This is a genomic window from Streptomyces sp. NPDC002133 (genome assembly GCF_040296405.1).
Classification (GTDB): domain Bacteria; phylum Actinomycetota; class Actinomycetes; order Streptomycetales; family Streptomycetaceae; genus Streptomyces.
This window is the reverse complement of record NZ_JBEOXF010000003.1, coordinates 273,831-299,608: the sequence shown is the minus strand read 5'-3', so window position 1 is coordinate 299,608 and position 25,778 is coordinate 273,831. Positions and strand designations below refer to the sequence as shown.

Sequence of the window (25,778 nt, the reverse complement as noted above, 5' to 3'; positions counted from 1 at the left end):
CAGGGCCGCTCGGCCACACGGGTGCAGGACCGGTGGCGGGATGCGCACCCGCGAGGGTCAGCCCGCTCGGAGGTCCCCCGGAAGAAATCCGGGGGAGCCTGAGGACAGGGCCGGCACCCGAAGTAACCGTCGCCTTCGCACCGGGCGCTCCGGCGCGTGGACTCCCGAGAGCACAGCGGCGGCGGAGTCGAGATTCCCTTCACAGCGGGGCACGCCCCGCTCCAGATGTATCCGTCACCCGCACCGGGAGGGCGTCGGCGTAAGCTCCCGCGGGGCGCCACGCCATTCGCGGGCATCCGCGGTGGCCGTGCCGGCACGAACGAGGGCCCCTGACCGAGACGGTCGGGGGCCCTCGAACGCAGCAGTGCTCGCTTACAGGCCGGCGGCCGCACGCAGCGCGTCCACGCGGTCCGTGCGCTCCCAGGTGAAGTCGGGGAGCGCCCGGCCGAAGTGGCCGTAGGCCGCGGTCTGGGCGTAGATCGGGCGGAGCAGGTCGAGGTCGCGGATGATCGCGGCCGGGCGGAGGTCGAAGACCTGGGCGATGGCGTTCTCGATCTTCTCGGTGTCGACCGCGGCGGTACCGAACGTCTCGACGAAGAGACCGACCGGCTCGGCCTTGCCGATCGCGTACGCGACCTGGACCTCGCAGCGCGAGGCGAGGCCCGCGGCCACGACGTTCTTGGCGACCCAGCGCATGGCGTAGGCGGCGGAGCGGTCGACCTTGGACGGGTCCTTGCCGGAGAAGGCGCCGCCTCCGTGGCGGGCCATACCGCCGTAGGTGTCGATGATGATCTTGCGGCCGGTGAGGCCGGCGTCGCCCATCGGGCCGCCGATCTCGAAGCGTCCGGTCGGGTTGACCAGCAGGCGGTAGCCCTCGGTGTCGAGCTTGATGCCGTCCTCGACGAGCTGCTTCAGCACGTGCTCGACGACGAACTCACGGATGTCGGGCGCGAGCAGCGAGTCCAGGTCGATGTCGGAGGCATGCTGCGAGGAGACCACGACCGTGTCGAGGCGGACGGCCTTGTCGCCGTCGTACTCGATGGTGACCTGGGTCTTTCCGTCCGGGCGCAGGTACGGGATGGTCCCGTTCTTGCGGACCTCGGAGAGGCGGCGGGAGAGCTGGTGCGCCACGTAGATCGGCAGCGGCATCAGCTCGGGCGTCTCGTCGCACGCGTACCCGAACATCAGGCCCTGGTCGCCGGCGCCCTGCCTGTCGAGCTCATCCGTTTCCCTGCCTGCGGCGGCACCCTCGACCCGCGACTCGTAGGCCGTGTCGACACCCTGGGCGATGTCGGGCGACTGGGAGCCGATGGACACCGAAACGCCGCAGGAGGCGCCGTCGAAGCCCTTCTTCGAGGAGTCGTAACCGATCTCGAGGATCTTGTTGCGCACCAGCGTGGGAATGTCGGCCCACGCCTTGGTGGTGACCTCGCCGGCCACATGCACGAGACCGGTGGTGATCAGGGTCTCCACGGCGACGCGGGACGCGGGGTCCTCGCGCAGCAGTGCGTCGAGAATGGTGTCGCTGATCTGGTCAGCAATCTTGTCGGGGTGACCCTCGGTCACGGACTCCGAGGTGAACAGGCGACGGGACACAACGCTCCCTGGGGTTGCAGCGGCTGCTGGCTGATCATTGGCGGACCGGCCGGGGGGCTGCGCCCCGCGTCGTTCCGAGGACAGTTTATCGGGCGCTTCCGTCCGTCGGACCACGCGTCTCGCTCCGTGGGAGTGATACGGGCGCGCAAACAGCGTGCGACTGTACGCCGATCGACGTGCCTGTGCGGCCTGATGGCCGGTTCCCCGCGGATTGTGGCGGCATCATCGGGGTGAATGAGAGATTCGTCCTGAATTCACCCGGACGCCGACCGGCTCGTCGTGTGCGCGCAGTGTCACACCCGGGACCGGCAGCGTCAGGGCCGCACCCGCGACCGGGCCTCAGGCCAGCCGGGGGGCGACCAGGTCCCACACGGTGTCCGCGAGGGCTTCCTTCGGGCCGTACGGCACGGGCGTCTCGCTGCCGTCCGCCCCGAGGACCACCGCCTCGTTCTCCTCGGAGCCGAAGGTCTTGCGCTCCCCCACCTCGTTGACGACAAGCAGGTCGCAGCCCTTGCGGCGGAGCTTGTCGCGGCCGTTGGCGAGGACGTCGTCGGTCTCGGCGGCGAAGCCGACGATCACCTGTCCCGGCTGGGCCCGGTCGGCGGAGATCTCGGCAAGGATGTCCGGGTTGCGCACCAGAACGATCGGCGCGGGCTCCTGGCCGTCCTTCTTCTTGATCTTGCCTTCGGCGTACGTCGCCGGCCGGAAGTCCGCGACGGCCGCGGCCATGACCACCGCGTCGGCGTCGGATGCCGCCTTGAGCACGGCCTCGCGCAGCTGCACGGCGGTGCCGACGCGGACCACGTCGACCCCGGCGGGGTCGGCCATGCCGGTGTTGGCCTCGATCAGCGTCACCCGGGCGCCGCGGGCCGCGGCCGTACGCGCCAGCGCGTAGCCCTGCTTGCCGGAGGAGCGGTTGCCCAGATAGCGGACCGGGTCGAGCGGCTCGCGGGTGCCGCCCGCGCTGATCACGACATGGCGGCCGGCCAGGTCGGGCACGGCGGCGCCGCGGGCCAGCACGCGACGGCAGACCTCGAAGATCTCGCCCGGGTCGGGCAGCCGCCCCTTGCCGGTGTCGACGCCCGTGAGCCGGCCGACGGCGGGCTCGATGACGACGGCGCCGCGCCGGCGCAGCGTCGCGACGTTCTCCTGGGTGGCCGGGTGCTCCCACATCTCGGTGTGCATCGCGGGCGCGAAGACGACCGGGCAGCGGGCGGTGAGCAGGGTGTTGGTGAGGAGGTCGTCGGCGAGGCCGTGCGCGGCCTTGGCGAGCATGTCTGCGGTGGCCGGGGCGACGACGACGAGATCGGCGCCCTGTCCGATCCGTACGTGCGGGACCTCGTGGACGTCCGTCCAGACCTCGGTGGACACCGGGTGCCCGGACAGGGCGGACCAGGTCGGGGCGCCGACGAAATGCAGCGCGGACGCGGTCGGCACGACGCGCACGTCATGGCCCGACTCGGTCAGCCGCCGCAGCAGCTCGCACGCCTTGTACGCGGCGATACCACCGCTGACCCCCAGAACGACCTTCGGCTTGTCCACGAACGACCACTCCCGCACTCGACTCGGTATCCATGACACACCACAGGCCCGGCGGACGCTCCACCGGGCCTGGACTGACGTGCTGTGGCGACTACTGCGCCGGGCCCTCGATGGCCTCGGAGGTCAGCAGACCCGCATTGATCTCGCGCAGGGCGATCGAGAGCGGCTTCTCGTGGACGTGGGTGTCAACGAGCGGACCGACGTACTCGAGCAGACCCTCGCCGAGCTGCGAGTAGTACGCGTTGATCTGACGCGCGCGCTTGGCCGCGTAGATCACGAGGCTGTACTTCGAGTCCGTGGCCTCGAGCAGCTCGTCGATCGGCGGGTTGATGATGCCCTCGGGCGCGGTGATGGAAGAGGACACGCTCTACCTTCCGAAAGGTGGGAAAAAGATCAAACAACTTCCATCAAGGCTAGCAGCTCACGTGCTACGTCCTCGACGGAGGTGTTGACCAGGGTGATGTCGAACTCCGATTCGGCGGCGAGTTCGACCTTGGCGGCCTCGAGGCGGCGTTCGATGACGTCGGGTGCCTCGGTGCCGCGACCGGTGAGCCGGCGGACCAGCTCGTCCCAGCTGGGTGGTGCCAGGAAGACGAGCTGGGACTCCGGCATGGACTCCTTGACCTGCCGCGCGCCCTGGAGGTCGATCTCCAGCAGCACCGGCTCCCCGGCCTCGAGTCGCTCCAGAACCGCTCGGCGGGGAGTGCCGTAGCGATTGCCCGCGAATTCTGCCCATTCCAGGAGCTCACCGTTGGCGACCAGCTTGTCGAACTCCTCGTCGGTGACGAAGAAGTACTGGACGCCGTGACGCTCGCCGGGGCGCGGCTTTCGGGTGGTGGCCGACACCGAGAGCCAGACCTCGGGGTGGACCTTGCGCATATGGGCGACGACCGTGCTCTTGCCCACCCCGGAGGGGCCGGAGAGCACGGTCAGCCGCGGACGTACCTCTGCTGCCATGCAGCGATTATTCCAGTTTCTCGGCAGTGCCCCGGACTCAGGCGCCGGTGCTGCCGAACTCGCGCTCGAGAGAGGCGATCTGGTTGGAGCCGAGTCCTCGCACGCGGCGGCTCTCGGAGATGCCGAGCCGCTCCATGATCTGCTTGGCGCGGACCTTGCCCACGCCGGGGAGGGACTCGAGCAGGGCGGAGACCTTCATCTTGCCGATGACGTCGTTCTCCTGGCCCTGCTTGATCACCTCGTGGAGGGAGGCGCCGGAGTGCTTGAGTCGATTCTTGACCTCGGCCCGCTCCCGGCGAGCCGCGGCGGCCTTTTCGAGCGCGGCTGCGCGCTGTTCAGGGGTAAGGGGCGGAAGAGCCACGCCTACGTCACCTCGGATGTCGAACTGTCGGATACGGACCGGTGCGGAACCTAGTCGCCCCACACCAGGCGAGCAACGATGCAACGCATTGCATCGGTGACTCTCGACGGAGACTAGCGGCCGAGACCGCTTCAGTCAGCGAGAACAGCGGAAAAGTCCTGGTCAGCATCGGCCGACCTGGATATTCCAGACATACCGACCGGGTTTCTGTCAAGAAAAGTTCCGTGTGAGGCCCAAGTAGTTGCCCCGGGCCCCCTTCCTAAGGGTCAGCCCGAGACGCCCCGGACCCCCGCGACCGCCACCCGCACGTCGTCGGCGAAGCGCGTCGCGGCCTCCCGCAGCGCCGCGACGTCCGGGCCGTGCCGCAGCACGCCGCGGCTCACGCTCGGTACGACGTTCCCGACCGCCGCACCGAAGACGCCCGGCAGGTCCGCCGGGGTCGCGCCCTGGGCACCGATGCCCGGGGCGAGGAGCGGACCGTTGATGTCGAGGTCGACGCCCGCGTCACCGAGCGTCGCACCGACGACGGCGCCCACCGAGCCCATCGGCGAGGCACCCGCGTTCTCGTCGGCCATGTGGTTCAGCATGAGCTGCGCGAGCGAGACACCCCCGGCCGCGGTGGACCGCTGCACCTCGGCGCCCTCGGGGTTGGAGGTGAGCGCGAGAACGAACACCCCGCAGCCGCCCAGCACGGCGGCGTCCAGGGCGGGCCGAAGCGAGCCGAAGCCCAGGTAGGGGCTGACGGTGACGGCGTCGGAGAACAGCGGGCTGCGCGGGTCGAGGTAGGTCGCGGCGTACGCGCCCATGGTCGAGCCGATGTCGCCCCGTTTGGCGTCCATCAGCACCAGGGCGCCGGCGGCCCGTGCCTCCGCGACGGCCTGCTCCAGGACCGCGATACCGCGCGAACCGAAGCGCTCGAAGAAGGCCGACTGCGGCTTGAGGACGGCGACGCGGTCGGCGAGCGCCTCCACGACCGTGCGTGTGAAGCGCTCCAGGCCCGCGACGTCGTCGTCCAGGCCCCACGCGGTGAGCAGCGACGCGTGCGGGTCGATGCCGACGCAGAGCGGCCCGCGCGTGTCCATCGCGTGGCGCAGCCGCGCGCCGAAGGGCTCGGGAGTGTCGCTCATGAGGTTTCCTCCGTGGATGTTCGCGCTCATGCCCGGGGCTTCGGGGCCTCGGCGCCGACGGCCTCGGCGAGGGTGGCGTACGGGCCGGCTGCCAGGCGCGCGGCGAGGCCCTGGTGGATCGCGCGGGCGTAGAAGGGGCCCTCGTAGACGAAGGCGCTGTAGCCCTGGACGAGCGTGGCTCCGGCGAGGATGCGCTGCCAGGCGTCCTCGGCGTTCTCGATGCCGCCGACGCCGACGAGTGTGATGCGGTCGCCGACGCGGCCGTACAGGCGGCGCAGCACCTCCAGCGAGCGCGCCTTGACGGGGGCGCCGGACAGTCCGCCGGTCTCCTTGATCAGCGTCGGGTCGGACTTCAGGCCGAGCCCTTCGCGGGCGATCGTGGTGTTGGTCGCGATGATGCCGTCGAGGCCCAGTTCGACGGCCAGGTCGGCGACGGCGTCGACGTCCTCGTCGGCCAGGTCCGGCGCGATCTTGACGAGGAGCGGGACGCGGCGACCGGACACACTGCGGTCGGCTGCCTCGCGCACGGCGGCGAGCAGCGGCCGCAGCGCCTCCGTGGCCTGGAGGTTCCGCAGCCCGGGTGTGTTCGGCGAGGAGACGTTGACGACGAGGTAGTCGGCGTGGCGGGCGAGCCGCTCGGTCGAGGCCACGTAGTCGCGGACGGCCTCCTCCTCCGGGACGACCTTGGTCTTGCCGATGTTGACGCCGACGACCGTCCTGAAGATCTCGCGGCGGGCCCCGAGCCGGGCCGCGACCGCGGCGGAGCCCTCGTTGTTGAATCCCATGCGGTTGATCAGCGCACGGTCCGGTACGAGGCGGAAGAGCCGCTTCTTGGGGTTGCCCGGTTGCGGCTGCGCCGTGACCGTACCGATCTCGACGTGGTCGAAGCCGAGCATCGCCATGCCGTCGATGGCGACGGCGTTCTTGTCGAAGCCGGCCGCGAGGCCGAACGGGCCGTGCATGCGCAGGCCGAGCGCCTCGGTGCGCAGCTCCTTGTGGCGGGGCGCGAGCACGGCGGCGACGAGCGTGCGCAGCACGGGGATGCGGACCGCGAGGCGGATCCAGCGGAAGGCCAGGTAGTGGGCCTCTTCCGGGTCCATGTGCCTGAAGACGAGGTTGAAGAAGAGTTTGTACATATGGGTGTCCTCATGCTGTGTTTTCTGGGGGACGCCCCCAGACCCACGAGGGGGACACCGTTCCCGGTGTCCCCCTCGTGGGCTGCTAGTCGCGGGCCGCGGTCAGGTGTTCCGCGTGTTCCTGGAGCGAACGCACGCCCACTCCGCCGTGGTTGAGTGCGTCGATGCCCTGGACCGCGGCGGCGAGCGCCTGGACCGTCGTCAGGCACGGGACGCTCCGCGCCACCGCCGCCGTGCGGATGTCGTAGCCGTCGAGGCGGCCGCCGGTGCCGTACGGGGTGTTGACGATGAGGTCGACCTGGCCGTCGTGGATCAGCTGGACGATGGTCTTCTCGCCGTTCGGGCCCTCGCCCTCGGACTGCTTGCGCACGACGGTGGCGTTGATGCCGTTGCGCTTGAGGACCTCGGCCGTGCCGGAGGTGGCGAGCAGCTCGAAGCCGTGGGCGACCAGCTCGCGCGCCGGGAAGATCATCGAGCGCTTGTCGCGGTTGGCGACGGAGATGAAGGCGCGGCCCTTGGTGGGCAGCGGACCGTAGGCCCCCGCCTGCGACTTGGCGTACGCGGTGCCGAAGACCGAGTCGATGCCCATGACCTCGCCGGTCGACCGCATCTCCGGGCCGAGGACGGTGTCGACACCGCGTCCGTGGATGTCGCGGAAGCGGCTCCACGGCATCACGGCCTCCTTGACGGAGATCGGGGCGTCCATGGGCAGCGTGCCGCCGTCGCCGGACGCGGGCAGGAGGCCCTCCTCGCGCAACTCCGCGATGGTGGCGCCGAGCGAGATCCTGGCGGCGGCCTTCGCGAGCGGCACGGCGGTCGCCTTCGAGGTGAAGGGCACGGTGCGGGAGGCGCGCGGGTTGGCCTCCAGCACGTACAGGATGTCGCCGGCCATCGCGAACTGGATGTTGATCAGTCCGCGGACCCCGACCCCGTGTGCGATGGCCTCGGTCGAGGCGCGCAGCCGCTTGATGTCGAAGCCGCCGAGCGTGATCGGGGGCAGGGCGCAGGCCGAGTCGCCGGAGTGGATGCCGGCCTCCTCGATGTGCTCCATGACGCCGCCGAGGTAGAGCTCGGTGCCGTCGTAGAGAGCGTCGACGTCGATCTCGATCGCGTCGTCGAGGAAGCGGTCGACGAGGACGGGCCGGTCGGGGCTGATCTCGGTGGACTCGGCGATGTACGTCCGGAGCCGGGTCTCCTCGTACACGATCTCCATGCCGCGGCCGCCGAGCACGTACGACGGGCGTACGAGGACGGGGTAGCCGATCTCGTCGGCGATGGCCTTGGCCTCGGCGAAGGTGGTCGCGGTGCCGTGCTTGGGCGCCGGGAGGCCTGCGTCGGCGAGGACGCGGCCGAAGGCGCCGCGGTCCTCGGCGGCGTGGATCGCCTCGGGGGATGTGCCCACGACGGGGACGCCGTTGTCCTTGAGCGCCTGCGACAGGCCCAGCGGTGTCTGGCCGCCGAGCTGGACGACGACACCGGCGACCGGGCCGGCGAGCGTCTCGGCGTGGACGATCTCCAGCACGTCCTCGAGCGTCAGCGGCTCGAAGTACAGGCGGTCGGAGGTGTCGTAGTCGGTCGAGACGGTCTCGGGGTTGCAGTTGACCATCACGGTCTCGTAGCCCGCGTCGCTGAGCGCGAAGGAGGCGTGGACGCAGGAGTAGTCGAACTCGATGCCCTGGCCGATCCGGTTCGGGCCGGAGCCCAGGATGATGACCGCGGGCTTCTCGCGCGGGGCGACCTCGCTCTCCTCGTCGTACGAGGAGTAGAAGTACGGGGTGTTCGCGGCGAACTCGGCGGCGCAGGTGTCGACCGTCTTGTAGACCGGGCGGACGCCGAGGGCGTGCCGGACCTCGCGGACGACGTCCTCGCGCAGGCCCCGGATCGCGGCGATCTGGGCGTCGGAGAAGCCGTGTCGCTTGGCTTCGGCGAGCAGCTCGGGGTCGAGCTTCTCGGCGGCGGCGAGATCGTCGGCGATCTCCTTGATGAGGAAGAGCTGGTCCACGAACCACGGGTCGATCTTCGTGGCGTCGAAGACCTCCTCCTGGGTGGCTCCGGCGCGGACGGCCTGCATGACGGTGTTGATCCGGCCGTCGGTGGGGCGGGCGGACTCGCGCAGCAGCTCGTCCCTGTCGCCGACCGGGCCGGTGAAGTCGAACTGCGAGCCCTTCTTCTCCAGGGAGCGCAGGGCCTTCTGCAGCGCCTCGGTGAAGTTGCGGCCGATGGCCATGGCCTCGCCGACCGACTTCATCGTGGTGGTGAGGGTGTTGTCGGCGGACGGGAACTTCTCGAAGGCGAAGCGCGGGGCCTTCACGACCACGTAGTCGAGCGTCGGCTCGAACGAGGCCGGCGTCTTCTCGGTGATGTCATTGGGGATCTCGTCCAGCGTGTAGCCGACGGCGAGTTTCGCGGCAATCTTCGCGATCGGGAAGCCGGTGGCCTTCGACGCCAGCGCGGAGGAGCGCGAGACGCGCGGGTTCATCTCGATGACGATGATCCGGCCGTCGTCCGGGTCGACCGCGAACTGGATGTTGCACCCGCCGGTGTCGACGCCGACCTCGCGGATGATCGCGATACCGATGTCACGCAGCCGCTGGTACTCGCGGTCGGTGAGCGTCATGGCCGGGGCGACGGTGATCGAGTCACCGGTGTGCACGCCCATCGGGTCGAAGTTCTCGATGGAGCAGACGACCACGACGTTGTCGTGCTTGTCGCGCATCAGCTCCAGCTCGTACTCCTTCCAGCCGAGGATGGACTCCTCCAGGAGCACCTCGGTGGTCGGGGAGAGCGTCAGGCCCTGCCCCGCGATACGGCGCAGCTCCTCCTCGTCGTGCGCGAAGCCGGAGCCGGCGCCGCCCATGGTGAAGGAGGGGCGGACGACGACGGGGTAGCCGCCGAGGGTACCGACGCCCTTGATGACGTCGTCCATGGAGTGGCAGATGACCGAGCGGGCGGACTCGCCGTGGCCGATCTTCTGGCGTACCGCCTCGACGACCTCCTTGAAGAGGTCGCGGTCCTCCCCCTTGTTGATGGCCTCGACATTGGCGCCGATGAGCTCGACGCCGTACTTCTCCAGCACACCCTGCTCGTGCATGGAGATGGCGGTGTTGAGCGCCGTCTGGCCGCCGAGGGTGGGCAGGAGCGCGTCGGGCCGCTCCTTGGCGATGATCTTCTCGACGAACTCGGGGGTGATCGGCTCGACGTACGTGGCGTCGGCGATCTCCGGGTCGGTCATGATCGTCGCCGGGTTGGAGTTCACCAGGATGACGCGCAGGCCCTCGGACTTGAGGACCCGGCAGGCCTGGGTTCCGGAGTAGTCGAACTCGGCGGCCTGGCCGATGACGATCGGGCCGGAGCCGATGACCAGGACGGACTGGATATCGGTGCGCTTAGGCACGCTGGCCCTCCATCAGGGAAACGAAGCGGTCGAACAGGTACGCGGCGTCGTGCGGGCCCGCGGCCGCCTCCGGGTGGTACTGGACGCTGAAGGCCGGCCGGTCGAGGAGCCGGAGGCCCTCCACCACGTTGTCGTTCAGGCACACGTGGGAGACCTCGGCGCGGCCGTAGGGGGTCTCGGAGACCGAGTCGAGCGGGGCGTCGACGGCGAAGCCGTGGTTGTGCGCGGTGACCTCGACCTTGCCGGTCGTACGGTCCTGCACGGGCTGGTTGATGCCGCGGTGGCCGTACTTGAGCTTGTACGTGCCGAAGCCGAGCGCCCGGCCGAGGATCTGGTTGCCGAAGCAGATGCCGAACAGCGGCGTGCCGCGCTCCAGGACGGCCTGCATGACGGCGACGGGGCCGTCGGCGGTGGCCGGGTCGCCCGGACCGTTGGAGAAGAAGACCCCGTCGGGACCGACGGCGTAGACGTCGTCGGCGGTGGCGGTCGCGGGCAGGACGTGCACCTCGATGCCGCGCTCGGCCATCCGGTGCGGGGTCATGCCCTTGATGCCGAGGTCGACGGCCGCGACGGTGAACTTCTTCTCACCGATGGCCGGGACGACGTACGCCTCCTTGGTGGCGACCTCCGCCGACAGGTCCGCGCCCTGCATCTCGGGCGACTGGCGCACCTCGGCCAGCATCGTGCCCTCGTCGGGCAGCGCGTTGCCGGAGAAGATGCCGACGCGCATGGCGCCGCGCTCACGCAGATGGCGGGTGAGGGCGCGGGTGTCGACGCCACTGATGCCGACGACGCCCTGGTGCCTCAGCTCCTCGTCCAGCGTGCGCTTCGCACGCCAGTTGGACGGGACGCGCGCGGGGTCGCGGACGACATAACCGGACACCCAGATACGGGAGGACTCGGGGTCCTCGTCGTTGACACCGGTGTTGCCGACGTGCGGGGCGGTCATCACGACGACCTGGCGGTGGTACGACGGGTCGGTGAGCGTCTCCTGGTAGCCGGTCATGCCGGTGGAGAACACGGCCTCGCCGAAGGTCACCCCCACGGCCCCGTAGGCGCGGCCGCGGAAGGTACGGCCGTCCTCCAGGACGAGTACGGCGGGAACGCGGGTTCCCCGGGTGGAGGTCGTCATCGTGCGGCGCCTTCCGTCGAGTCGGTCGTGATCATGGAGTTGATGGTCTCGACCCAGGCGGCGTGCTCGGCCGCGTGGTCGGAGCGGAAGCCGGAGTCGATCTCCCGGTCGCCGTGCGCCCAGGTGACGATCAGCAGTCCGCCCTCGGCGAGGACCTTTCCGGCGATGCCCTTGTCGAGGCGGGCCTCGCGCAGGGCCGCTGCCGGGATGAAGAAGTCGGTGGCCCCGGGGCGTACGACGTCGACTCCTGCGTCGGTGAGCGTCAGCTCGACGCGGCTGCGGGTGCCGAGGCCGTGGGCGACGATGCGGTCGAGCCACTGCCCGGCGGTCGTCGAGCCGTGGTAGCGGCCGGTGAGGCTCAGCTTCGGCTCGCCCGGCGCGTCGTGCATACCAGGCAGCGGCGGCTTGCCGCCTTCGTCGAGGGTGGTGGTGGGAGACGGGCGGGACGGCAGTTCGGGCAGGCCCGACTGGAGCTCGCCGCGCCACTTCCAGCCCTGGCGCATCAGCCAGTAGACGAGGGCGATGAAGAGCAGCAGCCCGGCCACCCAGCCGAGGCGGGCGGCCCAGTCGGTCACCTCCGCCGACTGCTTCTCCGAGGCCTCGGCGGCTAGGTTGATCAGTGCAGGTGTCACGCCAGCTTCCCGTCCATGAGCGTCGCCCGGCCCCGCAGGAAGGTGTGGGTGACGCGCCCCGGCAGCTCGCGGCCCTCGTAGGGGGTGTTGCGGCTGCGGGAGGCGAAGCCCGCGGGGTCCACGGTTCCACGGTATGCCGGATCGACCAGGGTGAGGTTGGCGGGCTCACCAGCCGAGACGGGACGGCCGTGGCCCTCGGCCCGGCCGATCCGCGCGGGCGCGAAGGACATGCGGTCGGCGACGCCCTCCCAGGTCAGCAGGCCTGTCTCGACCATCGTCCGCTGGACGACGGACAGTGCGGTCTCCAGGCCGACCATGCCCATGGCGGCCGCGGCCCACTCGCAGTCCTTGTCCTCGTGCGGGTGCGGGGCGTGGTCGGTGGCGACGATGTCGATCGTGCCGTCGGCGAGCGCCTCGCGCAGCGCCATGACGTCGCGCTCGGTACGCAGCGGCGGGTTGACCTTGTAGACCGGGTTGTACGTACGGACCAGCTCGTCGGTGAGGAGGAGGTGGTGCGGGGTGACCTCGGCGGTGACGTCGATCCCGCGGGACTTGGCCCAGCGGACGATCTCGACGGACCCGGCGGTCGACAGGTGGCAGATGTGGACGCGGGAGCCCACGTGCTCGGCGAGAAGGACGTCGCGGGCGATGATCGACTCCTCGGCGACGGCGGGCCAGCCGCCGAGGCCCAGCTCCGCGGAGACGATGCCCTCGTTCATCTGGGCGCCCTCGGTCAGCCGCGGCTCCTGCGCGTGCTGGGCAACGACGCCGCCGAAGGCCTTCACGTACTCCAGCGCGCGGCGCATGATCACCGCGTCGTCGACGCACTTGCCGTCGTCGGAGAAGACGGTGACCCCGGCGGCCGAGTCGTGCATGGCCCCGAGCTCGGCGAGCTTCTTGCCCTCCAGGCCGACGGTGACGGCGCCGATGGGCTGGACGTCGCAGTAGCCGTGCTCCTTGCCGAGGCGCCAGACCTGCTCGACGACGCCGGCGGTGTCGGCCACGGGGAAGGTGTTGGCCATGGCGAACACGGCCGTGTAGCCGCCGCTCGCGGCCGCGCGCGTACCGGTGAGGACGGTCTCGGAGTCCTCGCGGCCCGGCTCGCGCAGATGGGTGTGCAGGTCGACGAGGCCGGGGAGCAGGATCTTGCCCTCGGCCCCGACGACGGTGGCGTCGCCGGCCTCGAGATTTACACCCACCTGGGCGATGGTCTCTCCGTCGATCAGGACGTCCTGCGGGTCGCCGCCGAGCACCTTCGCGCCACGAATCAGGATCTTGCTCATCTTTACTGGTTCTCCTCGGTGCGCGAGTTGGTGACGGCGGGTTCGTTTCCGCCGAGCAGCAGGTAGAGGACGGCCATGCGGATGCTGACGCCGTTGGCGACCTGCTCGACGGCGGTGCAGCGGTCGGAGTCGGCGACCTCGGCGGTGATCTCCATGCCGCGGTTCATCGGGCCGGGGTGCATCACGACGGCGTGCTCCGGCATCCGGGCCATCCGTTCGCCGTCCAGGCCGTAGCGGCGCGAGTACTCGCGCTCGGTCGGGAAGAAGGCGGCGTTCATCCGCTCCCGCTGCACACGCAGCATCATCACGGCGTCGGATTTCGGCAGCACGTCGTCGAGGCCGTACGACACGTCGCACGGCCAGGTCTCGACGCCGACCGGCACCAGGGTGGGCGGGGCCACCAGGGTGACGTGGGCGCCGAGCGTGGTGAGCAGATGGACGTTGGACCGGGCGACGCGGCTGTGCAGGATGTCGCCGACGATCGTGATGCGGCGCCCTTCGAGGTCGCGCCCGGTGCCGGCGTCCCGGCCGACGAGGCGGCGGCGCATGGTGAAGGCGTCGAGCAGGGCCTGGGTGGGGTGCTCGTGGGTCCCGTCGCCCGCGTTGACGACGGCTCCGTCGATCCAGCCGGAGTTCGCGAGCCGGTAGGGCGCGCCGGAGGCGTGGTGGCGGATCACGACGGCGTCGGCGCCCATCGCCTCAAGGGTGAGCGCGGTGTCCTTGAGGGACTCTCCCTTGGAGACGGACGAACCCTTGGCCGAGAAGTTGATGACGTCGGCGGAGAGGCGCTTGGCGGCGGCCTCGAAGGAGATCCGGGTGCGGGTGGAGTCCTCGAAGAAGAGATTGACGACGGTACGGCCGCGCAGGGTGGGCAGCTTCTTGATCGGCCGGTCGGCGACCCGGGCCATCTCCTCGGCGGTGTCGAGGATGAGGATGGCGTCGTCGCGGGTGAGGTCGGCGGCCGAGATGAGGTGGCGCTTCATCTGGGTGTGCTCCGATGTGTGGCGGTTTGCGGGGCATGCGGGCGTGCAGGCACGGTCCCGTAGGGCTTCGGTTCGGGCCTCGGCTTCGGCTCCGGCTCCGCCCTCCGCCTGTGGGCGTCGCGGCTTCGGTCGGGGCCTTGCCTCGGAAGGCCGTACGGGTGCTACTGCTCGCCGGCCGGGGCGGTCTCGCGCGCACCGAGCAGCACGGTGTCGCGACCGTCCTCCTCGGCGAGCAGGACCTTGACCGTCTCCCGCAACGACGTGGGGAGGTTCTTGCCGACGTAGTCGGCGCGAATGGGCAGTTCACGATGGCCGCGGTCGACGAGGACCGCGAGCTGGACGGCGCGCGGGCGGCCGATGTCGTTCAGCGCGTCGAGTGCGGCGCGGATGGTGCGGCCGGAGAAGAGCACGTCGTCGACGAGGACGACCAGACGGCCGTCGATGCCGTCGGCCGGAATGTCCGTGCGCGCGAGGGCGCGGGCGGGACGGAGCCGCAGGTCGTCGCGGTACATGGTGATGTCGAGGGAGCCGACCGGGATCGTGCGGCCGGTGATCTCCGCGAGCTTGTCGGCGAGCCTGCGGGCAAGATAGACCCCGCGTGTCGGGATGCCGAGGAGCACCACGTCCTCGGCGCCCTTCGCGCGCTCGACGATCTCGTGGGCGATGCGGGTCAGTACCCGCGCGATGTCGGGGCCCTCAAGGACAGGGCGTGCGACATCGGGGCTGTGCGTGTCCATATGAAACGGACCTCCTTCTCCGCCTCACGGGACGGACCTTAAAGGACGTCGGATTTGCGCCGTCAACGGTACCAGGGTCCCGCCCGGCCCCTGGCCACACCCTCGGGAGAGTCGTACGGACCATTCGGCTTGACGCAGCCAAGTAACGCTGCGTAACCTCACAGTGAGTGACCAGCCGCGCGGCGGAGCCGCACGTCGATAGAGTGTCCGGGGAGCTATATGTCCAGCGAATACGCAAAACAGCTCGGGGCCAAGCTCCGCGCCATCCGTACCCAGCAGGGGCTCTCGCTCCACGGGGTGGAGGAGAAGTCCCAGGGCCGCTGGAAGGCCGTCGTCGTCGGGTCGTACGAGCGCGGGGACCGTGCCGTGACCGTGCAGCGCCTCGCCGAGCTGGCCGACTTCTACGGGGTCCCGGTTCAGGAGCTGCTCCCGGGCACCACGCCCGGCGGTGCCGCTGAGCCGCCGCCCAAGCTCGTTCTGGACCTGGAGCGCCTCGCCCATGTCCCCGCGGAGAAGGCCGGTCCGCTGCAGCGTTACGCGGCGACGATCCAGAGCCAGCGCGGAGACTACAACGGCAAGGTGCTCTCGATCCGCCAGGACGACCTGCGCACGCTCGCCGTCATCTACGACCAGTCGCCCTCGGTCCTCACCGAGCAGCTGATCAGCTGGGGCGTGCTGGACGCGGACGCACGTCGTGCGGTCGCGCACGAGGAGAGCTGACACCACACCAGCAGAAACGTGCCGCCGGGCCGGGGGAAGCGATGCTGCCCCTGGCCCGCGGCCGTTTCGGAGGCGGGAGGCCCCGCCCGGCCACCCCGCCCAACCGGCGGCCGCGCCGGCGCGTCCGCCCTTCGACGACGGGGACACCGGCCCGCTCGTCATGTGAAGCACGCCTCAGGTCCGCCCGGAGCCCGAGGACGGACACTCGGTGCGGCGAGGCACGGGCACGACGCCCGGCTGCGGGGATGCACGTACCACGAAGGCCCGCAGCGCATGCGCTGCGGGCCTTCGTGGCTGTGCCGTGGCCGAGGCCCGAGCCCGGGCTCAGGCCTCGGCGTCGGCGTCGCGACGCAGGCTCGGCTTCAGGTCCTTGAAGCGGCCCAGCAGGCCGTTCACGAAGGACGGGGAGTCGTCCGTGGAGAACTCCTTGGCGAGCTGCACCGCCTCGTCGATCACCACCGCATCGGGAGTCCCGTCCACCCACACCAGCTCGTACGTGCCGAGCCGCAGGATGTTGCGGTCGACGACGGGCATACGGTCGAGCGTCCAGCCGACCGCGTAGGTGGCGATGAGCTCGTCGATGCGGGCCGCGTGCTTCGCGTAGCCCTCGACCAGCTCCATCGTGTACTCGGTGACCGGCGGCTGACGGTCGTCGGTCCGTGCATGCCGGATCCAGTCGGCGAGGACCGTCTGCACGGAGGCTCCGCGCTGGTCGGCCTCGAACAGGATCTGGAAGGCGCGCTTGCGCGCCTTGTTGCGGGCAGCCACGGTTAGCTGTTCACCCGGCCGAGGTAGTCGCCGGAACGGGTGTCGACCTTGATCTTCTCACCGGTGGTGATGAAGAGCGGGACCTGGATGGTGTAGCCGGTCTCCAGGGTGGCCGGCTTGGTGCCACCGGTGGAGCGGTCGCCCTGGACGCCCGGCTCGGTCTCCTGGATGACCAGCTCGACGGCGGCCGGGAGCTCGACGTAGAGCACCTCGCCCTCGTGGGTGGCGACGGTGGCGGTGAAGCCCTCGATGAGGAAGTTCGCGGCGTCGCCGACGGCGGCGCGCGAGACGTGCAGCTGGTCGTACGTCTGCATGTCCATGAAGACGAAGTGTTCGCCGTCCATGTACGAGAACTGCATGTCGCGGCGGTCGACGGTGGCCGTCTCGACCTTCACACCGGCGTTGAACGTCTTGTCGACGATCTTGCCGGACAGCACGTTCTTGAGCTTGGTGCGCACGAAGGCCGGGCCCTTGCCGGGCTTGACGTGCTGGAACTCGACGACGGACCACAGCTGGTCGTTGTCGAGCTTGAGCACCATGCCGTTCTTGAGGTCGTTCGTGGAAGCCACGGTTGCGGAATCTCCTGGACTGACGCTGGTGGACGACCGAGGAGATGCGTAGATACGCGCTGCCCGCTCGGCTAGAGCGCGAGCAGCTCCTTGGTCGTGATGGTGAGTAGCTCGGGTCCGCCGTCCGCCTCCTGGCGCACGACGAGCGTGTCATCGATCCGGACCCCGCCCCGGCCCGGGAGGTGGACCCCCGGTTCGACGGTGACCGGCACACAAGCGTCCAGTTTACCCATGGCCGCAGGTGTCAGCTGCGGGTCCTCGTCGATTTCGAGCCCGACGCCGTGCCCGGTCGAGGGTGGGAGGCCGTGGCCGTGGCCGGCGGCGTCCAGCACCTGACGGGCGGCGCGGTCGACCTCGCGGTACTCCGTGCCCGGGACCAGGGCTTCGCGGCCGGCCCGCTGAGCGGCGAAGACGAGGTCGTACAGCTCGATCTGCCAGTCGGCAGGGGTGGTTCCGATGACGAACGTGCGACCGATCTCGCAGCGGTAGCCGCGGTAGTTCGCGCCGAGGCAGACGGCGAGGAAATCACCTTCCTCGACACGGCGGTCGGAGGGGCGGTGGCCGCTGAGTCCGGCGTTGGGTCCGGTGGCGACGGAGGTGCGGAAGGCAGGGCCGTCGGCCCCGTGGTCGACGAGCCGGCGCTCCAGCTCCAGGGCGAGATGGCGCTCGGTGCGGCCGACGAGGATGGATTCGAGCAGTTCACCGAGGGCCTGGTCGGTGATCTCGGAGGCGATGCGGATGCAGGCGATCTCGTCCTCGTCCTTGACCATCCGCTGCTGCTCGACGGCACCACCGAGGTCGCAGAAGCGCAGGTGGGGGGCAACCGAGCCGAGGGCGCGGTGGCGGGCGACGGTGAGATGGTGCTCCTCGACGGCGAGGGAGTCCGCTCCGCCGGCCCCGGCGGCCTGGGCGGCGGCGACGGCCGCGTCGCCTCCGTGGTTGGGCAGCACGGTCTGCCGCAGCCGTTCGTCGAGCCTGCCGTGCGCGGGGTCGCCGGTGGGCGGGCTCGGGCAGAGCAGGGTGTCGGCGGCCGGCCCTCCGGGGCCCAGCAGCAGAACGGCACCGGGCGGCGCGGCGCCCGCGAGATAGCGGACGTTTGCAGGCCGGGACACCAGGGCCGCTGAGCTGCCGACGGCCGCGAAGCGGTCCCGCAGCAACCCGCGTCGGGCAGCGAACACCTCGGACATGACACGAGCCTAAGAGCGGCGAGCGAATTCGGCCGGTCGAGCGCGTCCGTGCGGGGTGTCGGGGCCGGGGACGCCGCCCCCGCGCCCCCGGCAGCGCCCTGCGGGCGGAGCCCGAGGCGGGACGGACGGAACCGTCCGGGTGCCCCCGTGCCCGTCCTCGAACGCCGCACCGGCCCGATGCACGGGCGGAGCCCGCCCAGGAAGCCCGCACGTACATCCGCAAAGGCCGGACGGGCGGGAAATCTGCCCGCCACGTGACGGCACGGCCCGACGGGCCGGAGGGGCCGGAGGGGCCGGAGGGGCCGGAGGGGCCGGAGGGGCCGGAGGGGCCGGAATACGACTACCAGGCCGGTGGGCTCGCGATCGAGCGGGCAAGCACGTCGTCGAGGATGCGGGCCGTCGTCTCGACGTCGTACTTGGAGTTGTCGATGATCGGGAGTCCCGAGCCGTACCAGCCGGCCATACGGCCGTGGATGCCGGCGACCTCCTCGTCGGAGAGGCGGCGGTTGCCGCTGCGCTCGGCGTTCCGCTCCAGGACGACCTCGAGCCCGGGAAGGAGGACGACCGGCAGCAGGCCGGGGCCCACATGGCGTTTCCAGCCGCCGAGGCCGACGACCGGGCGGTCGGGGAAGACCGCGTCGTCGAGGATGCAGGAGATGCCGTTGGCCAGGAAGTTGCGGGCGGCGAATCCGCAGGTGCGGCGGGCGAGGCGGTACTGGGCCTCGGACCGGTCGTTCCAGCCGGACTGGGGGTCGGCGAAGCCCGAGCAGACCCATTCGCGGACGTCGTCGAGGCTGATGTGTGCGGTGGGGACGCGGCGGGCGGAGGCCCAGTGGCGGGCCACGGTGGTCTTGCCCGCGCCTGCCGGGCCTATGAGGAGCACCGCGAGCGTAGCGGTGCCGGTCCCGCTCTCGGCCGGAGGCGTGGGGGTCCCCCCGGGCGAAGCTGTGGGGGAGGGCAGGGGAACGGGTCCGCCCGGGGGCAGCTGCACGTGCCCCGTGGTGTCACGGGAGGGTGGCGCGGCGGCGTGGTGCGGAGCGGGACCGGTCCAGCCGTGGGCGGACGGGCCCTGCGGCGGTGGTGGCGGGACGGGGTGCCGGCCCCGATGCTCCCACCCGGCCGCCGGCCCCTGCCCCGGTCCCTGGGGCGGCAGCGGACCACCCGCTCCGTGCTGCATCCGGTGCCACTCCGTCTCGTGCGACTTCACGCTGGTCGGGCGGCAGTTGACCGGCCCGTACCGAACGGTACCCTCCCCGGCCGCCACAGTGGGAACGGCCGGGGCCGGTACGGAGTGCCCCGTCGAGGCCTGTTCAGCTCTCGAGTTCGTCGGCGAGCGCCCGCAGGGCCAGCCGGTACGAGCCGATCCCGAAGCCCGCGACCGTTCCGGAGGCGACGGCCGCGACCACCGAAGTGTGGCGGAATTCCTCCCGTGCGTACGGATTCGAGATGTGCACCTCGATGAGCGGCGCGGTCCGCTGCGCCGCCGCGTCGCGCATCGCGTACGAGTAGTGCGTGAACGCACCGGGGTTGAGAACCACCGGCAGCGAGCCGTCCGCCGCCTCGTGGAGCCAGCGGACCATCTCCCCCTCGTCGTTCGTCTCGCGGACGTCGACGTCGAAGCCGAGCTCCTTGCCCAGCGACCGGCAGGCGTCCACCAGTCCCGCGTACGACGTGGCGCCGTACACATCGGGCTCCCGCGAGCCGAGCCGCCCGAGGTTGGGCCCGTTCAGCACCAGGACGCGACGGGTCATGCGGACACCTCACCGAACGCGGCGAGCAGGACCGCCGGGTCGGGGCCTTCCAGGACGGTCGGCTTGCCGAGGCCGTCGAGCACGATGAATCGCAGCAGATCGCCGCGGGACTTCTTGTCGACCTTCATGGTCTCCAGGAGCTTCGGCCACTGGTCGCCGCGGTACGTCAACGGCAGACCGACCGACTCCAGGACCGTACGGTGCCGCTCGGCGGTGGCGTCGTCCAACCGCCCGGCGAGGCGGCCGAGTTCGGCGGCGAAGACCATGCCGACGGAGACGGCAGCACCGTGCCGCCACTTGTAGCGCTCGTTCTTCTCGATGGCATGCGCCAGCGTGTGACCGTAGTTGAGGATCTCGCGCAGGCCCGATTCCTTGAGGTCACTGGAGACGACCTCGGCCTTGACCCGGATGGAACGCTCGATCAGCTCGGCGGTGCGCGGCCCGGACGGCGTGCGGGCGGCCTCCGGATCGGCCTCGATCAGGTCGAGGATGACCGGGTCCGCGATGAAACCGGCCTTGATGATCTCGGCCAGGCCGCTGACGTAGTCGTTCACCGGCAGGGAATCCAGGGCGGCCAGGTCGCACAGCACACCCGCCGGCGGGTGGAAGGCGCCGACGAGGTTCTTGCCCTCGGCGGTGTTGATGCCGGTCTTGCCGCCGACGGCCGCGTCGACCATGGCGAGGACCGTGGTCGGGATCGCGATCCAGCGGACTCCGCGCAGCCACGACGCCGCGACGAAGCCGGCCAGGTCGGTGGTCGCCCCGCCGCCGATGCCGACGATGACGTCGGTACGGGTGAAGCCGGTCTGGCCGAGCGCCTTCCAGCAGTACGCCGCGACCTCGACGGTCTTGGCCTCCTCGGCGTTCGGCACCTGGATGGCGACGGCCTCGTACCCCTGGTCGGCGAGGTCCTGGCGGACCGCGTCACCGGTGTCGGCGAGCGCCTCGGGATGGATGACGGCGACGCGCCTGGCCCTGGTACCGATCAGCCCGGGGAGCTCGCCGAGCAGCTGCCGGCCGACGAGCACCTCGTACGGGTCGGTGCCCGCGGTGCCGCCGACCTGGATACGGGTGGCTGACTGCTCGGTCATGATGTCTCTTCCTGGCCGGGGGTCCGGGGGTTGCCCCCGGGAAAACGCAGCAGCTCCAAGGCGTCGAGGACCGCCTGGGCGACCTCTTCGGGGGTGCGGTCGTCGGTGGCGACGACGACGCGCGCGACTTCGGTGTACAGATGGCGGCGGGCCTCCATCAGCTCGCGCCACTGGCGGCGCGGGTTGACGGCGAGCAGCGGGCGGGCCGTGTTGAGTCCGACGCGGCGCACGGCCTCCTCGACGTCCATCGAGAGATAGACGACGGGCAGCCCGGACAGCAGCTCACGGGTGCCGTCGTCGAGGATCGCGCCGCCGCCCAGGGACAGGATGCCCGTGTGCTCGGCGACCGCGGCCCCTACCGCCGCGCGCTCCAGCTCGCGGAAGTACGGCTCGCCCTCCTCGATGAAGATGTCCGAGATCTCACGGCCCTGCGCGGCGACGATGTCCGCGTCGGTGTCCCGGTAGCCGGCGCCGAGGCGCTCGGCCAGCAGGGCGCCGACGGTGGACTTGCCGACGCCCATCGGCCCGATCAGAACGACCTGCGGTCCGCTCACCGGATGGCCAGGTTCTCGAGGTACGACTGCACGTTGCGGCGGGTCTCGGGGACGCTGTCGCCGCCGAACTTCTCGGCGACGGCGTCGGCGACGACGAGCGCGACCATGGCCTCGGCGACGATGCCGGCGGCCGGCACGGCGCACACGTCCGAGCGCTGGTGGTGCGCGGCCGCGGCCTCGCCGGTGACGACGTCGACGGTCTTGAGGGCCCGCGGCACGGTCGCGATCGGCTTCATCGCCGCACGGACGCGCAGCAGCTCACCGGTGGTCAGTCCGCCCTCGGTGCCGCCGGAGCGGCCGGAGGTACGCCTGATGCCGTCCTCCGTGGTCACGATCTCGTCGTGCGCCTGGGAGCCGGGCACACGGGCCAGCTCGAAGCCGTCGCCGACCTCGACGCCCTTGATGGCCTGGATGCCCATGAGGGCGGCCGCGAGGCGCGCGTCGAGGCGCCGGTCCCAGTGGACGTGGGAGCCGAGGCCGACGGGCACGCCGTACGCGAGCACCTCGACGACTCCGCCGAGGGTGTCGCCGTCCTTGTGGGCCTGGTCGATCTCGGCGACCATCGCCTTCGAGGCGTCGCCGTCCAGGCAGCGGACCGGGTCGGCGTCGAGCCTGTCGACATCGGCCGGGGTCGGGTAGACGCCGTAGGGCGCCTTGGCCGCGGCGAGCTCGATGACGTGCGAGACGATCTCGATGCCCGCGGTCTCCTTCAGGTAGGAGCGGGCGACGGCGCCGAGGGCGACACGGGCGGCGGTCTCACGGGCGCTGGCGCGCTCCAGGATCGGCCGGGCCTCGTCGAAGCCGTACTTCTGCATGCCGGCGAGGTCGGCGTGGCCGGGCCGGGGCCGGGTCAGCGGGGCGTTGCGGGCCAGTTCGGCGAGCTCGGCCGGGTCGACCGGATCGGCCGCCATGACCTTCTCCCACTTCGGCCATTCGGTGTTGCCGACCATGATCGCGACCGGCGAGCCCATCGTCAGCCCGTGCCGCACACCACCCAGGAAAGTGACCTCGTCACGCTCGAACTTCATCCGCGCACCGCGTCCGTAGCCGAGGCGCCGCCGGGCGAGGTGGTCCGCCACCATCTCCGTGGTGATCGGGACACCGGCGGGAAGACCCTCCAGCGTCGCCACCAGTGCGGGTCCGTGCGACTCCCCCGCGGTCAGCCAGCGCAACCTGCTCAACGGTGCTCCTCATGCTCGCGCCTGGAACTGCGACGGCGCGACCTGGGGGTGCCTCCCAGCAATGGCTGGGGGGAGCGGCCCTGGTCCGCCACCCCCGATCCTCCCATGTCCGGACGCCTTCTCTGATCGCGGTCCAGCTATCGGACGCCCGAGTCCTCCGATGGCACGGCTCCGTCGCCGGCCCGCGCCGCACGCACCATGCCCAGCAGCCGACGTGCCCCCACCGTCACGAGGACGAGCAGGAAGAGCGCGAGGACGATGTTCTCCAGCCACTCGGGCAGCAGGCGTACGAACAGCGTGTGACGAGCCCACTGCTCCAGTCCGCGGCGAGCGGCGCTCCGATGTCAGGAGCGCTCACCCTTCGGCCGATGCCCGCTCACCGGCGGCCCGCATCACGGCGAGCGGAGCCGGGCCGACTCCGGTCATCTGTTCCACCTGCAGCGCGGCCTGGTGCACCAGCAGGTCGAGGCCGCCGACGACCCCGCCGCCCTGCTCGGCCCAGGCGGCCGCGAGCGGGGTCGGCCACGGGTCGTAGAGCACGTCGAAGAGGGTGCCGGGGCGGTCGGGGATGTACGGGACGAGGGGGTCCGTCGCCCCGGCGGGGGTGGTGGCGATGACGAGGGGCGCGTCGAAGGCATGGCCCGCCTCGGCCCAGTCGGCGGTATGCACCTCGACGCCGAGACGTGCGCCCCAGCCGCGCATCTCCTCGGCGCGCGTGTGCGTCCGTACGTAGGCGGTGACGGGCCCGGTGCAGATCCGGGACAGCGCGGCGACGGCGGAGGACGCGGTCGCGCCGGCGCCGAGGACGGCGGCGTGGTCCACCTTCTCCACACCGTGCTCACGAAGCGCGGCGATCATGCCGGGGATGTCCGTGTTGTCGCCGACGCGGCGGCCGTCCTCCGTGAAGACGACCGTGTTGACGGCCTCGACGGCCGCGGCGGTGTCGCTGACCTCGTCGAGCAGCGGGATGATCGCCCGCTTGAGCGGCATGGTCAGGGACAGCCCGGCCCAGGAGTCGTCGAGTTCGTTCATGAAGCCCGGCAGATCCGTCTCGTCCACCTCGAACCGGTCGTAGGACCGGTCCGTGAGGCCGAGCGCCTCGTAGGCGGCGCGGTGCAGCACCGGGGAGAGGGAGTGGGCGATGGGCGATCCGAGCACCGCTGCCCTGTGTCGAGTACTCACTGGCCGGACTTCTTTCGTTCCTGCTCGTACTTCTGGCGGTTGCGCTCGTGTTCCGCGTTGGTGACCGCGAACAGGGTCTCTTCCTCGGTGATCGACACGAAGTAGTACCAAGGCCCGGGCGTCGGCTTGAGGGCGGAGGCGAGTGCGGCCGCGCCGGGGTTGCCGATGGGGCCGGGAGGCAGGCCCTTGATGTAGTAGGTGTTGTACGGGTTCTTGAACTTACGGAGGTTCCCGACCGCACCTGTGTCCAGAGTACTTTCGCCCTTCGCGTAGTTGACCGTGGAGTCGAAGTCGAGCAGACCGTACGTCTCGGTGTTGTCCGGCTTGAGCCGGTTGTAGACGACCCTCGAGACCTTGTCGAAATCGTGCTTGTACTTGCCTTCCGCCTGGACCAGGCTCGCCACCGTGATGAGTTCCAGCGGCGTTTTCAGACCGAGTTTCGCGGCCTCGGCCTTGAGGTCCTTCTTGCCGTACTCCTGATTGGCGCGGGCGACCATCGCCTTGAGGACGACCTCGGGCTTGCTGCCCTTGGCGACCGGATAGGCGGCCGGGAAGAGGAATCCTTCCAGCGGGTCCTTGATGTCGGGGTTGCTGTTCGCCCAGTCGGGCAGGCCGAGCTTCTTCGCCTGTTCCTTCGCGGCCTTCTCGGTCGTGCCCTTGTCGATCTCGAGCCGGGTGTCGATCTGCTCGTAGACCCAGGTGTTCCGCTTCCCCTCGGGAATGATCAGGGTATTGCGGCTGTCGGGATTGAGCATGGCCTCCACGGCGTTCGCCGCCGACATTTCCTTCTTGAGGATGTAGACGCCCGCCTGGATCTTCTTCCCGTTGGGATTCTTCGCCTGGGCCGCGATGAACGCGTCGACGCTCTTCACGACGCCGGCCGCCTTGAGGGCGTTGCCGATTGTGGCTCCGGTCGCTCCTTGCGGGACCTCGACCTGGACAGTGCCGTTGCCCTCACCCGCGAAGTCGGGTGCCGCGCCGAAGCGGTCCTGCCAGAACTGGTAACCGGCATAGCCGAGGCCGCCGGCGCCGCCCACCAGGACGACGGTGACGAAGAGGCACGCGACGCCGCTGCGGCCCTTCTTCTGCTTCTTGGAGCCGCCGCGGCCGTCACGACCGCCGCCACGGCGGGAGGCATTCCGGTCGTCGTCATAGCCGGGGTCGTCGTCCGGGCCGTCGTCGCCGGTGAAGAAGGGGTGGGTCTCCTCCTCCTGCTCGGCGTCCCAGTCGGTCTCGGGCTCCCGCGGCGGCGCCGTACGGCGACCGGGGGGCTGGGGCGGCGGGTAGGCCTCGGAGGTGCCGTACATGTCGGGGGCCTGGCCACCGTACGGCGCGCCCTGGGGCTCGTACGGCATCGCGGGCTGCGTCCCGGTGTCCCAGCCGCCGGCACCGTACTGCTGGTTGCCGTACTGCTGATCGGTGTACTGCTGGCCGGTGTACTGGTGGGAGCCGTCGTAGGGCTGCTGCTGGTACTGCTGCGGACCGCCGCCGTACTGCTGCTGATGCTGCTGGCCACCGTACGGCGGCTGCTGCTGATGCTGGCCACCGTACGGCGGCTGCTGCTGGTGCTGACCGCCGTACTGCTGCTGGTGCTGGTCACCGTACGGCTGCTGGTACGGGTCCTCGTAGCCGCCGCCGTACTGCTCCGGCTGCTGCTGCGGATACGGCTGCTGCGGCTGATTCGGATGCGGCTGCTGGGCACCGTACGGGTCGACATGGCCCTCCGGGCCCTGCCGACCTCTCCATCCCTGGTCCCCGTACAACGGGTCCTCGGGATGCCACGGTTCGGAGCCGGAGCCCCGGCCATAATCAGTCATCGATCCCCAAACAGCCGCGAGGCGACCCGACGGTCCGCCTCTACGTCGTGCGGCAGCTGTTCGAACGCCGCCGCGTCG

At 70.7% G+C, this 25,778-nt stretch carries 24 protein-coding genes; 1 reads left to right on the top strand and 23 read right to left on the bottom strand.

What is annotated here, in order from left to right; translation table 11 throughout:
* Positions 1-372: 372 nt before the first annotated feature.
* The 13 genes from metK to pyrR form a co-directional block, all read right to left on the bottom strand.
* Entirely contained in the window at positions 373-1,596 is a 1,224-nt protein-coding gene (metK, locus tag ABT078_RS06030) for a methionine adenosyltransferase (RefSeq protein WP_351224259.1), read from the bottom strand.
* A 339-nt stretch (positions 1,597-1,935) separates the two neighbouring features.
* Positions 1,936-3,138 carry a bifunctional phosphopantothenoylcysteine decarboxylase/phosphopantothenate--cysteine ligase CoaBC gene (gene coaBC, locus ABT078_RS06025; RefSeq protein ID WP_351224257.1) on the bottom strand — a complete coding sequence of 401 codons (1,203 nt, stop codon included), beginning with the start codon at positions 3,136-3,138 and terminating at the stop codon, positions 1,936-1,938.
* Positions 3,139-3,229: 91 nt separating this feature from the next.
* Positions 3,230-3,502 carry a DNA-directed RNA polymerase subunit omega gene (gene rpoZ / locus ABT078_RS06020; RefSeq protein WP_005319902.1) on the bottom strand — a complete coding sequence of 91 codons (273 nt, stop codon included), beginning with the start codon at positions 3,500-3,502 and terminating at the stop codon, positions 3,230-3,232.
* A gap of 29 nt (positions 3,503-3,531) precedes the next feature.
* Entirely contained in the window at positions 3,532-4,095 is a 564-nt protein-coding gene (gmk, locus tag ABT078_RS06015; RefSeq protein WP_351224255.1) for a guanylate kinase, read from the bottom strand.
* A gap of 37 nt (positions 4,096-4,132) precedes the next feature.
* Positions 4,133-4,456 carry an integration host factor gene (locus ABT078_RS06010; protein ID WP_026246651.1) on the bottom strand — a complete coding sequence of 108 codons (324 nt, stop codon included), beginning with the start codon at positions 4,454-4,456 and terminating at the stop codon, positions 4,133-4,135.
* Positions 4,457-4,722: 266 nt separating this feature from the next.
* Positions 4,723-5,583: an orotidine-5'-phosphate decarboxylase gene (gene pyrF / locus ABT078_RS06005; protein WP_351224253.1), complete on the bottom strand. Its 861-nt coding sequence runs from the start codon at positions 5,581-5,583 to the stop codon at positions 4,723-4,725.
* Between the two features lie 26 nt (positions 5,584-5,609).
* Positions 5,610-6,719 (bottom strand): quinone-dependent dihydroorotate dehydrogenase, encoded by a 1,110-nt coding sequence (locus tag ABT078_RS06000; RefSeq protein ID WP_351224251.1) that lies wholly within the window; start codon positions 6,717-6,719, stop codon positions 5,610-5,612.
* A gap of 85 nt (positions 6,720-6,804) precedes the next feature.
* On the bottom strand, positions 6,805-10,113 hold the full coding sequence (gene carB / locus ABT078_RS05995) for a carbamoyl-phosphate synthase large subunit (RefSeq protein ID WP_351224249.1): 3,309 nt from the start codon (positions 10,111-10,113) through the stop codon (positions 6,805-6,807).
* The gene (carA, locus tag ABT078_RS05990) at positions 10,106-11,245 is read right to left on the bottom strand and encodes a glutamine-hydrolyzing carbamoyl-phosphate synthase small subunit (protein ID WP_351224247.1); all 1,140 of its coding nucleotides are present in this window, start codon (positions 11,243-11,245) and stop codon (positions 10,106-10,108) included. Before carA ends, carB begins: the two co-directional genes overlap by 8 nt.
* Positions 11,242-11,877, bottom strand: a complete 636-nt coding sequence (locus ABT078_RS05985; RefSeq protein WP_351224245.1) for a PH-like domain-containing protein — start codon at positions 11,875-11,877, stop codon at positions 11,242-11,244. Before ABT078_RS05985 ends, carA begins: the two co-directional genes overlap by 4 nt.
* Positions 11,874-13,160 (bottom strand): dihydroorotase, encoded by a 1,287-nt coding sequence (locus ABT078_RS05980; RefSeq protein WP_351224243.1) that lies wholly within the window; start codon positions 13,158-13,160, stop codon positions 11,874-11,876. Before ABT078_RS05980 ends, ABT078_RS05985 begins: the two co-directional genes overlap by 4 nt.
* Before the next feature lie 2 nt (positions 13,161-13,162).
* Positions 13,163-14,143 carry an aspartate carbamoyltransferase catalytic subunit gene (locus ABT078_RS05975; protein WP_351224241.1) on the bottom strand — a complete coding sequence of 327 codons (981 nt, stop codon included), beginning with the start codon at positions 14,141-14,143 and terminating at the stop codon, positions 13,163-13,165.
* A 161-nt stretch (positions 14,144-14,304) separates the two neighbouring features.
* Positions 14,305-14,880: a bifunctional pyr operon transcriptional regulator/uracil phosphoribosyltransferase PyrR gene (pyrR, locus tag ABT078_RS05970; protein ID WP_351224239.1), complete on the bottom strand. Its 576-nt coding sequence runs from the start codon at positions 14,878-14,880 to the stop codon at positions 14,305-14,307.
* A gap of 219 nt (positions 14,881-15,099) precedes the next feature.
* Between pyrR and bldD the strand changes: the two genes are divergently transcribed.
* Positions 15,100-15,600, top strand: coding sequence for a transcriptional regulator BldD (gene bldD, locus ABT078_RS05965; protein ID WP_030607052.1), 501 nt, complete (start codon positions 15,100-15,102; stop codon positions 15,598-15,600).
* 324 nt (positions 15,601-15,924) lie between these two features.
* Here the strand turns inward: bldD and nusB are convergent, their stop codons facing one another.
* The 10 genes from nusB to mltG all read right to left on the bottom strand — a co-directional run bounded on the left by nusB (position 15,925) and on the right by mltG (position 25,700).
* Positions 15,925-16,368: a transcription antitermination factor NusB gene (gene nusB, locus ABT078_RS05960; RefSeq protein ID WP_351224237.1), complete on the bottom strand. Its 444-nt coding sequence runs from the start codon at positions 16,366-16,368 to the stop codon at positions 15,925-15,927.
* Between the two features lie 2 nt (positions 16,369-16,370).
* Positions 16,371-16,937, bottom strand: a complete 567-nt coding sequence (gene efp / locus ABT078_RS05955; RefSeq protein ID WP_351224235.1) for an elongation factor P — start codon at positions 16,935-16,937, stop codon at positions 16,371-16,373.
* A 71-nt stretch (positions 16,938-17,008) separates the two neighbouring features.
* Entirely contained in the window at positions 17,009-18,124 is a 1,116-nt protein-coding gene (locus tag ABT078_RS05950; protein ID WP_351224233.1) for an aminopeptidase P family protein, read from the bottom strand.
* Positions 18,125-18,464: 340 nt separating this feature from the next.
* A complete protein-coding gene (locus tag ABT078_RS05945) occupies positions 18,465-19,301 on the bottom strand; it encodes a Pro-rich N-terminal domain-containing protein (RefSeq protein WP_351224231.1) in 837 nt (278 codons plus the stop codon).
* Positions 19,302-19,434: 133 nt separating this feature from the next.
* Entirely contained in the window at positions 19,435-19,875 is a 441-nt protein-coding gene (aroQ, locus tag ABT078_RS05940; RefSeq protein WP_351224229.1) for a type II 3-dehydroquinate dehydratase, read from the bottom strand.
* Positions 19,872-20,966, bottom strand: coding sequence for a 3-dehydroquinate synthase (gene aroB / locus ABT078_RS05935; protein WP_351224227.1), 1,095 nt, complete (start codon positions 20,964-20,966; stop codon positions 19,872-19,874). The genes aroQ and aroB overlap by 4 nt, the downstream gene beginning before the upstream one ends.
* Positions 20,963-21,487, bottom strand: a complete 525-nt coding sequence (locus ABT078_RS05930) for a shikimate kinase (protein WP_351224416.1) — start codon at positions 21,485-21,487, stop codon at positions 20,963-20,965. The genes aroB and ABT078_RS05930 overlap by 4 nt, the downstream gene beginning before the upstream one ends.
* A gap of 29 nt (positions 21,488-21,516) precedes the next feature.
* Positions 21,517-22,701 carry a chorismate synthase gene (gene aroC / locus ABT078_RS05925; RefSeq protein ID WP_351224225.1) on the bottom strand — a complete coding sequence of 395 codons (1,185 nt, stop codon included), beginning with the start codon at positions 22,699-22,701 and terminating at the stop codon, positions 21,517-21,519.
* A 354-nt stretch (positions 22,702-23,055) separates the two neighbouring features.
* Complete coding sequence (locus ABT078_RS05920) at positions 23,056-23,883, bottom strand: shikimate dehydrogenase (RefSeq protein WP_351224223.1); 828 nt, start codon at positions 23,881-23,883, stop codon at positions 23,056-23,058.
* The gene (gene mltG / locus ABT078_RS05915) at positions 23,880-25,700 is read right to left on the bottom strand and encodes an endolytic transglycosylase MltG (RefSeq protein WP_351224221.1); all 1,821 of its coding nucleotides are present in this window, start codon (positions 25,698-25,700) and stop codon (positions 23,880-23,882) included. The genes ABT078_RS05920 and mltG overlap by 4 nt, the downstream gene beginning before the upstream one ends.
* Positions 25,701-25,778 lie beyond the last annotated feature (78 nt).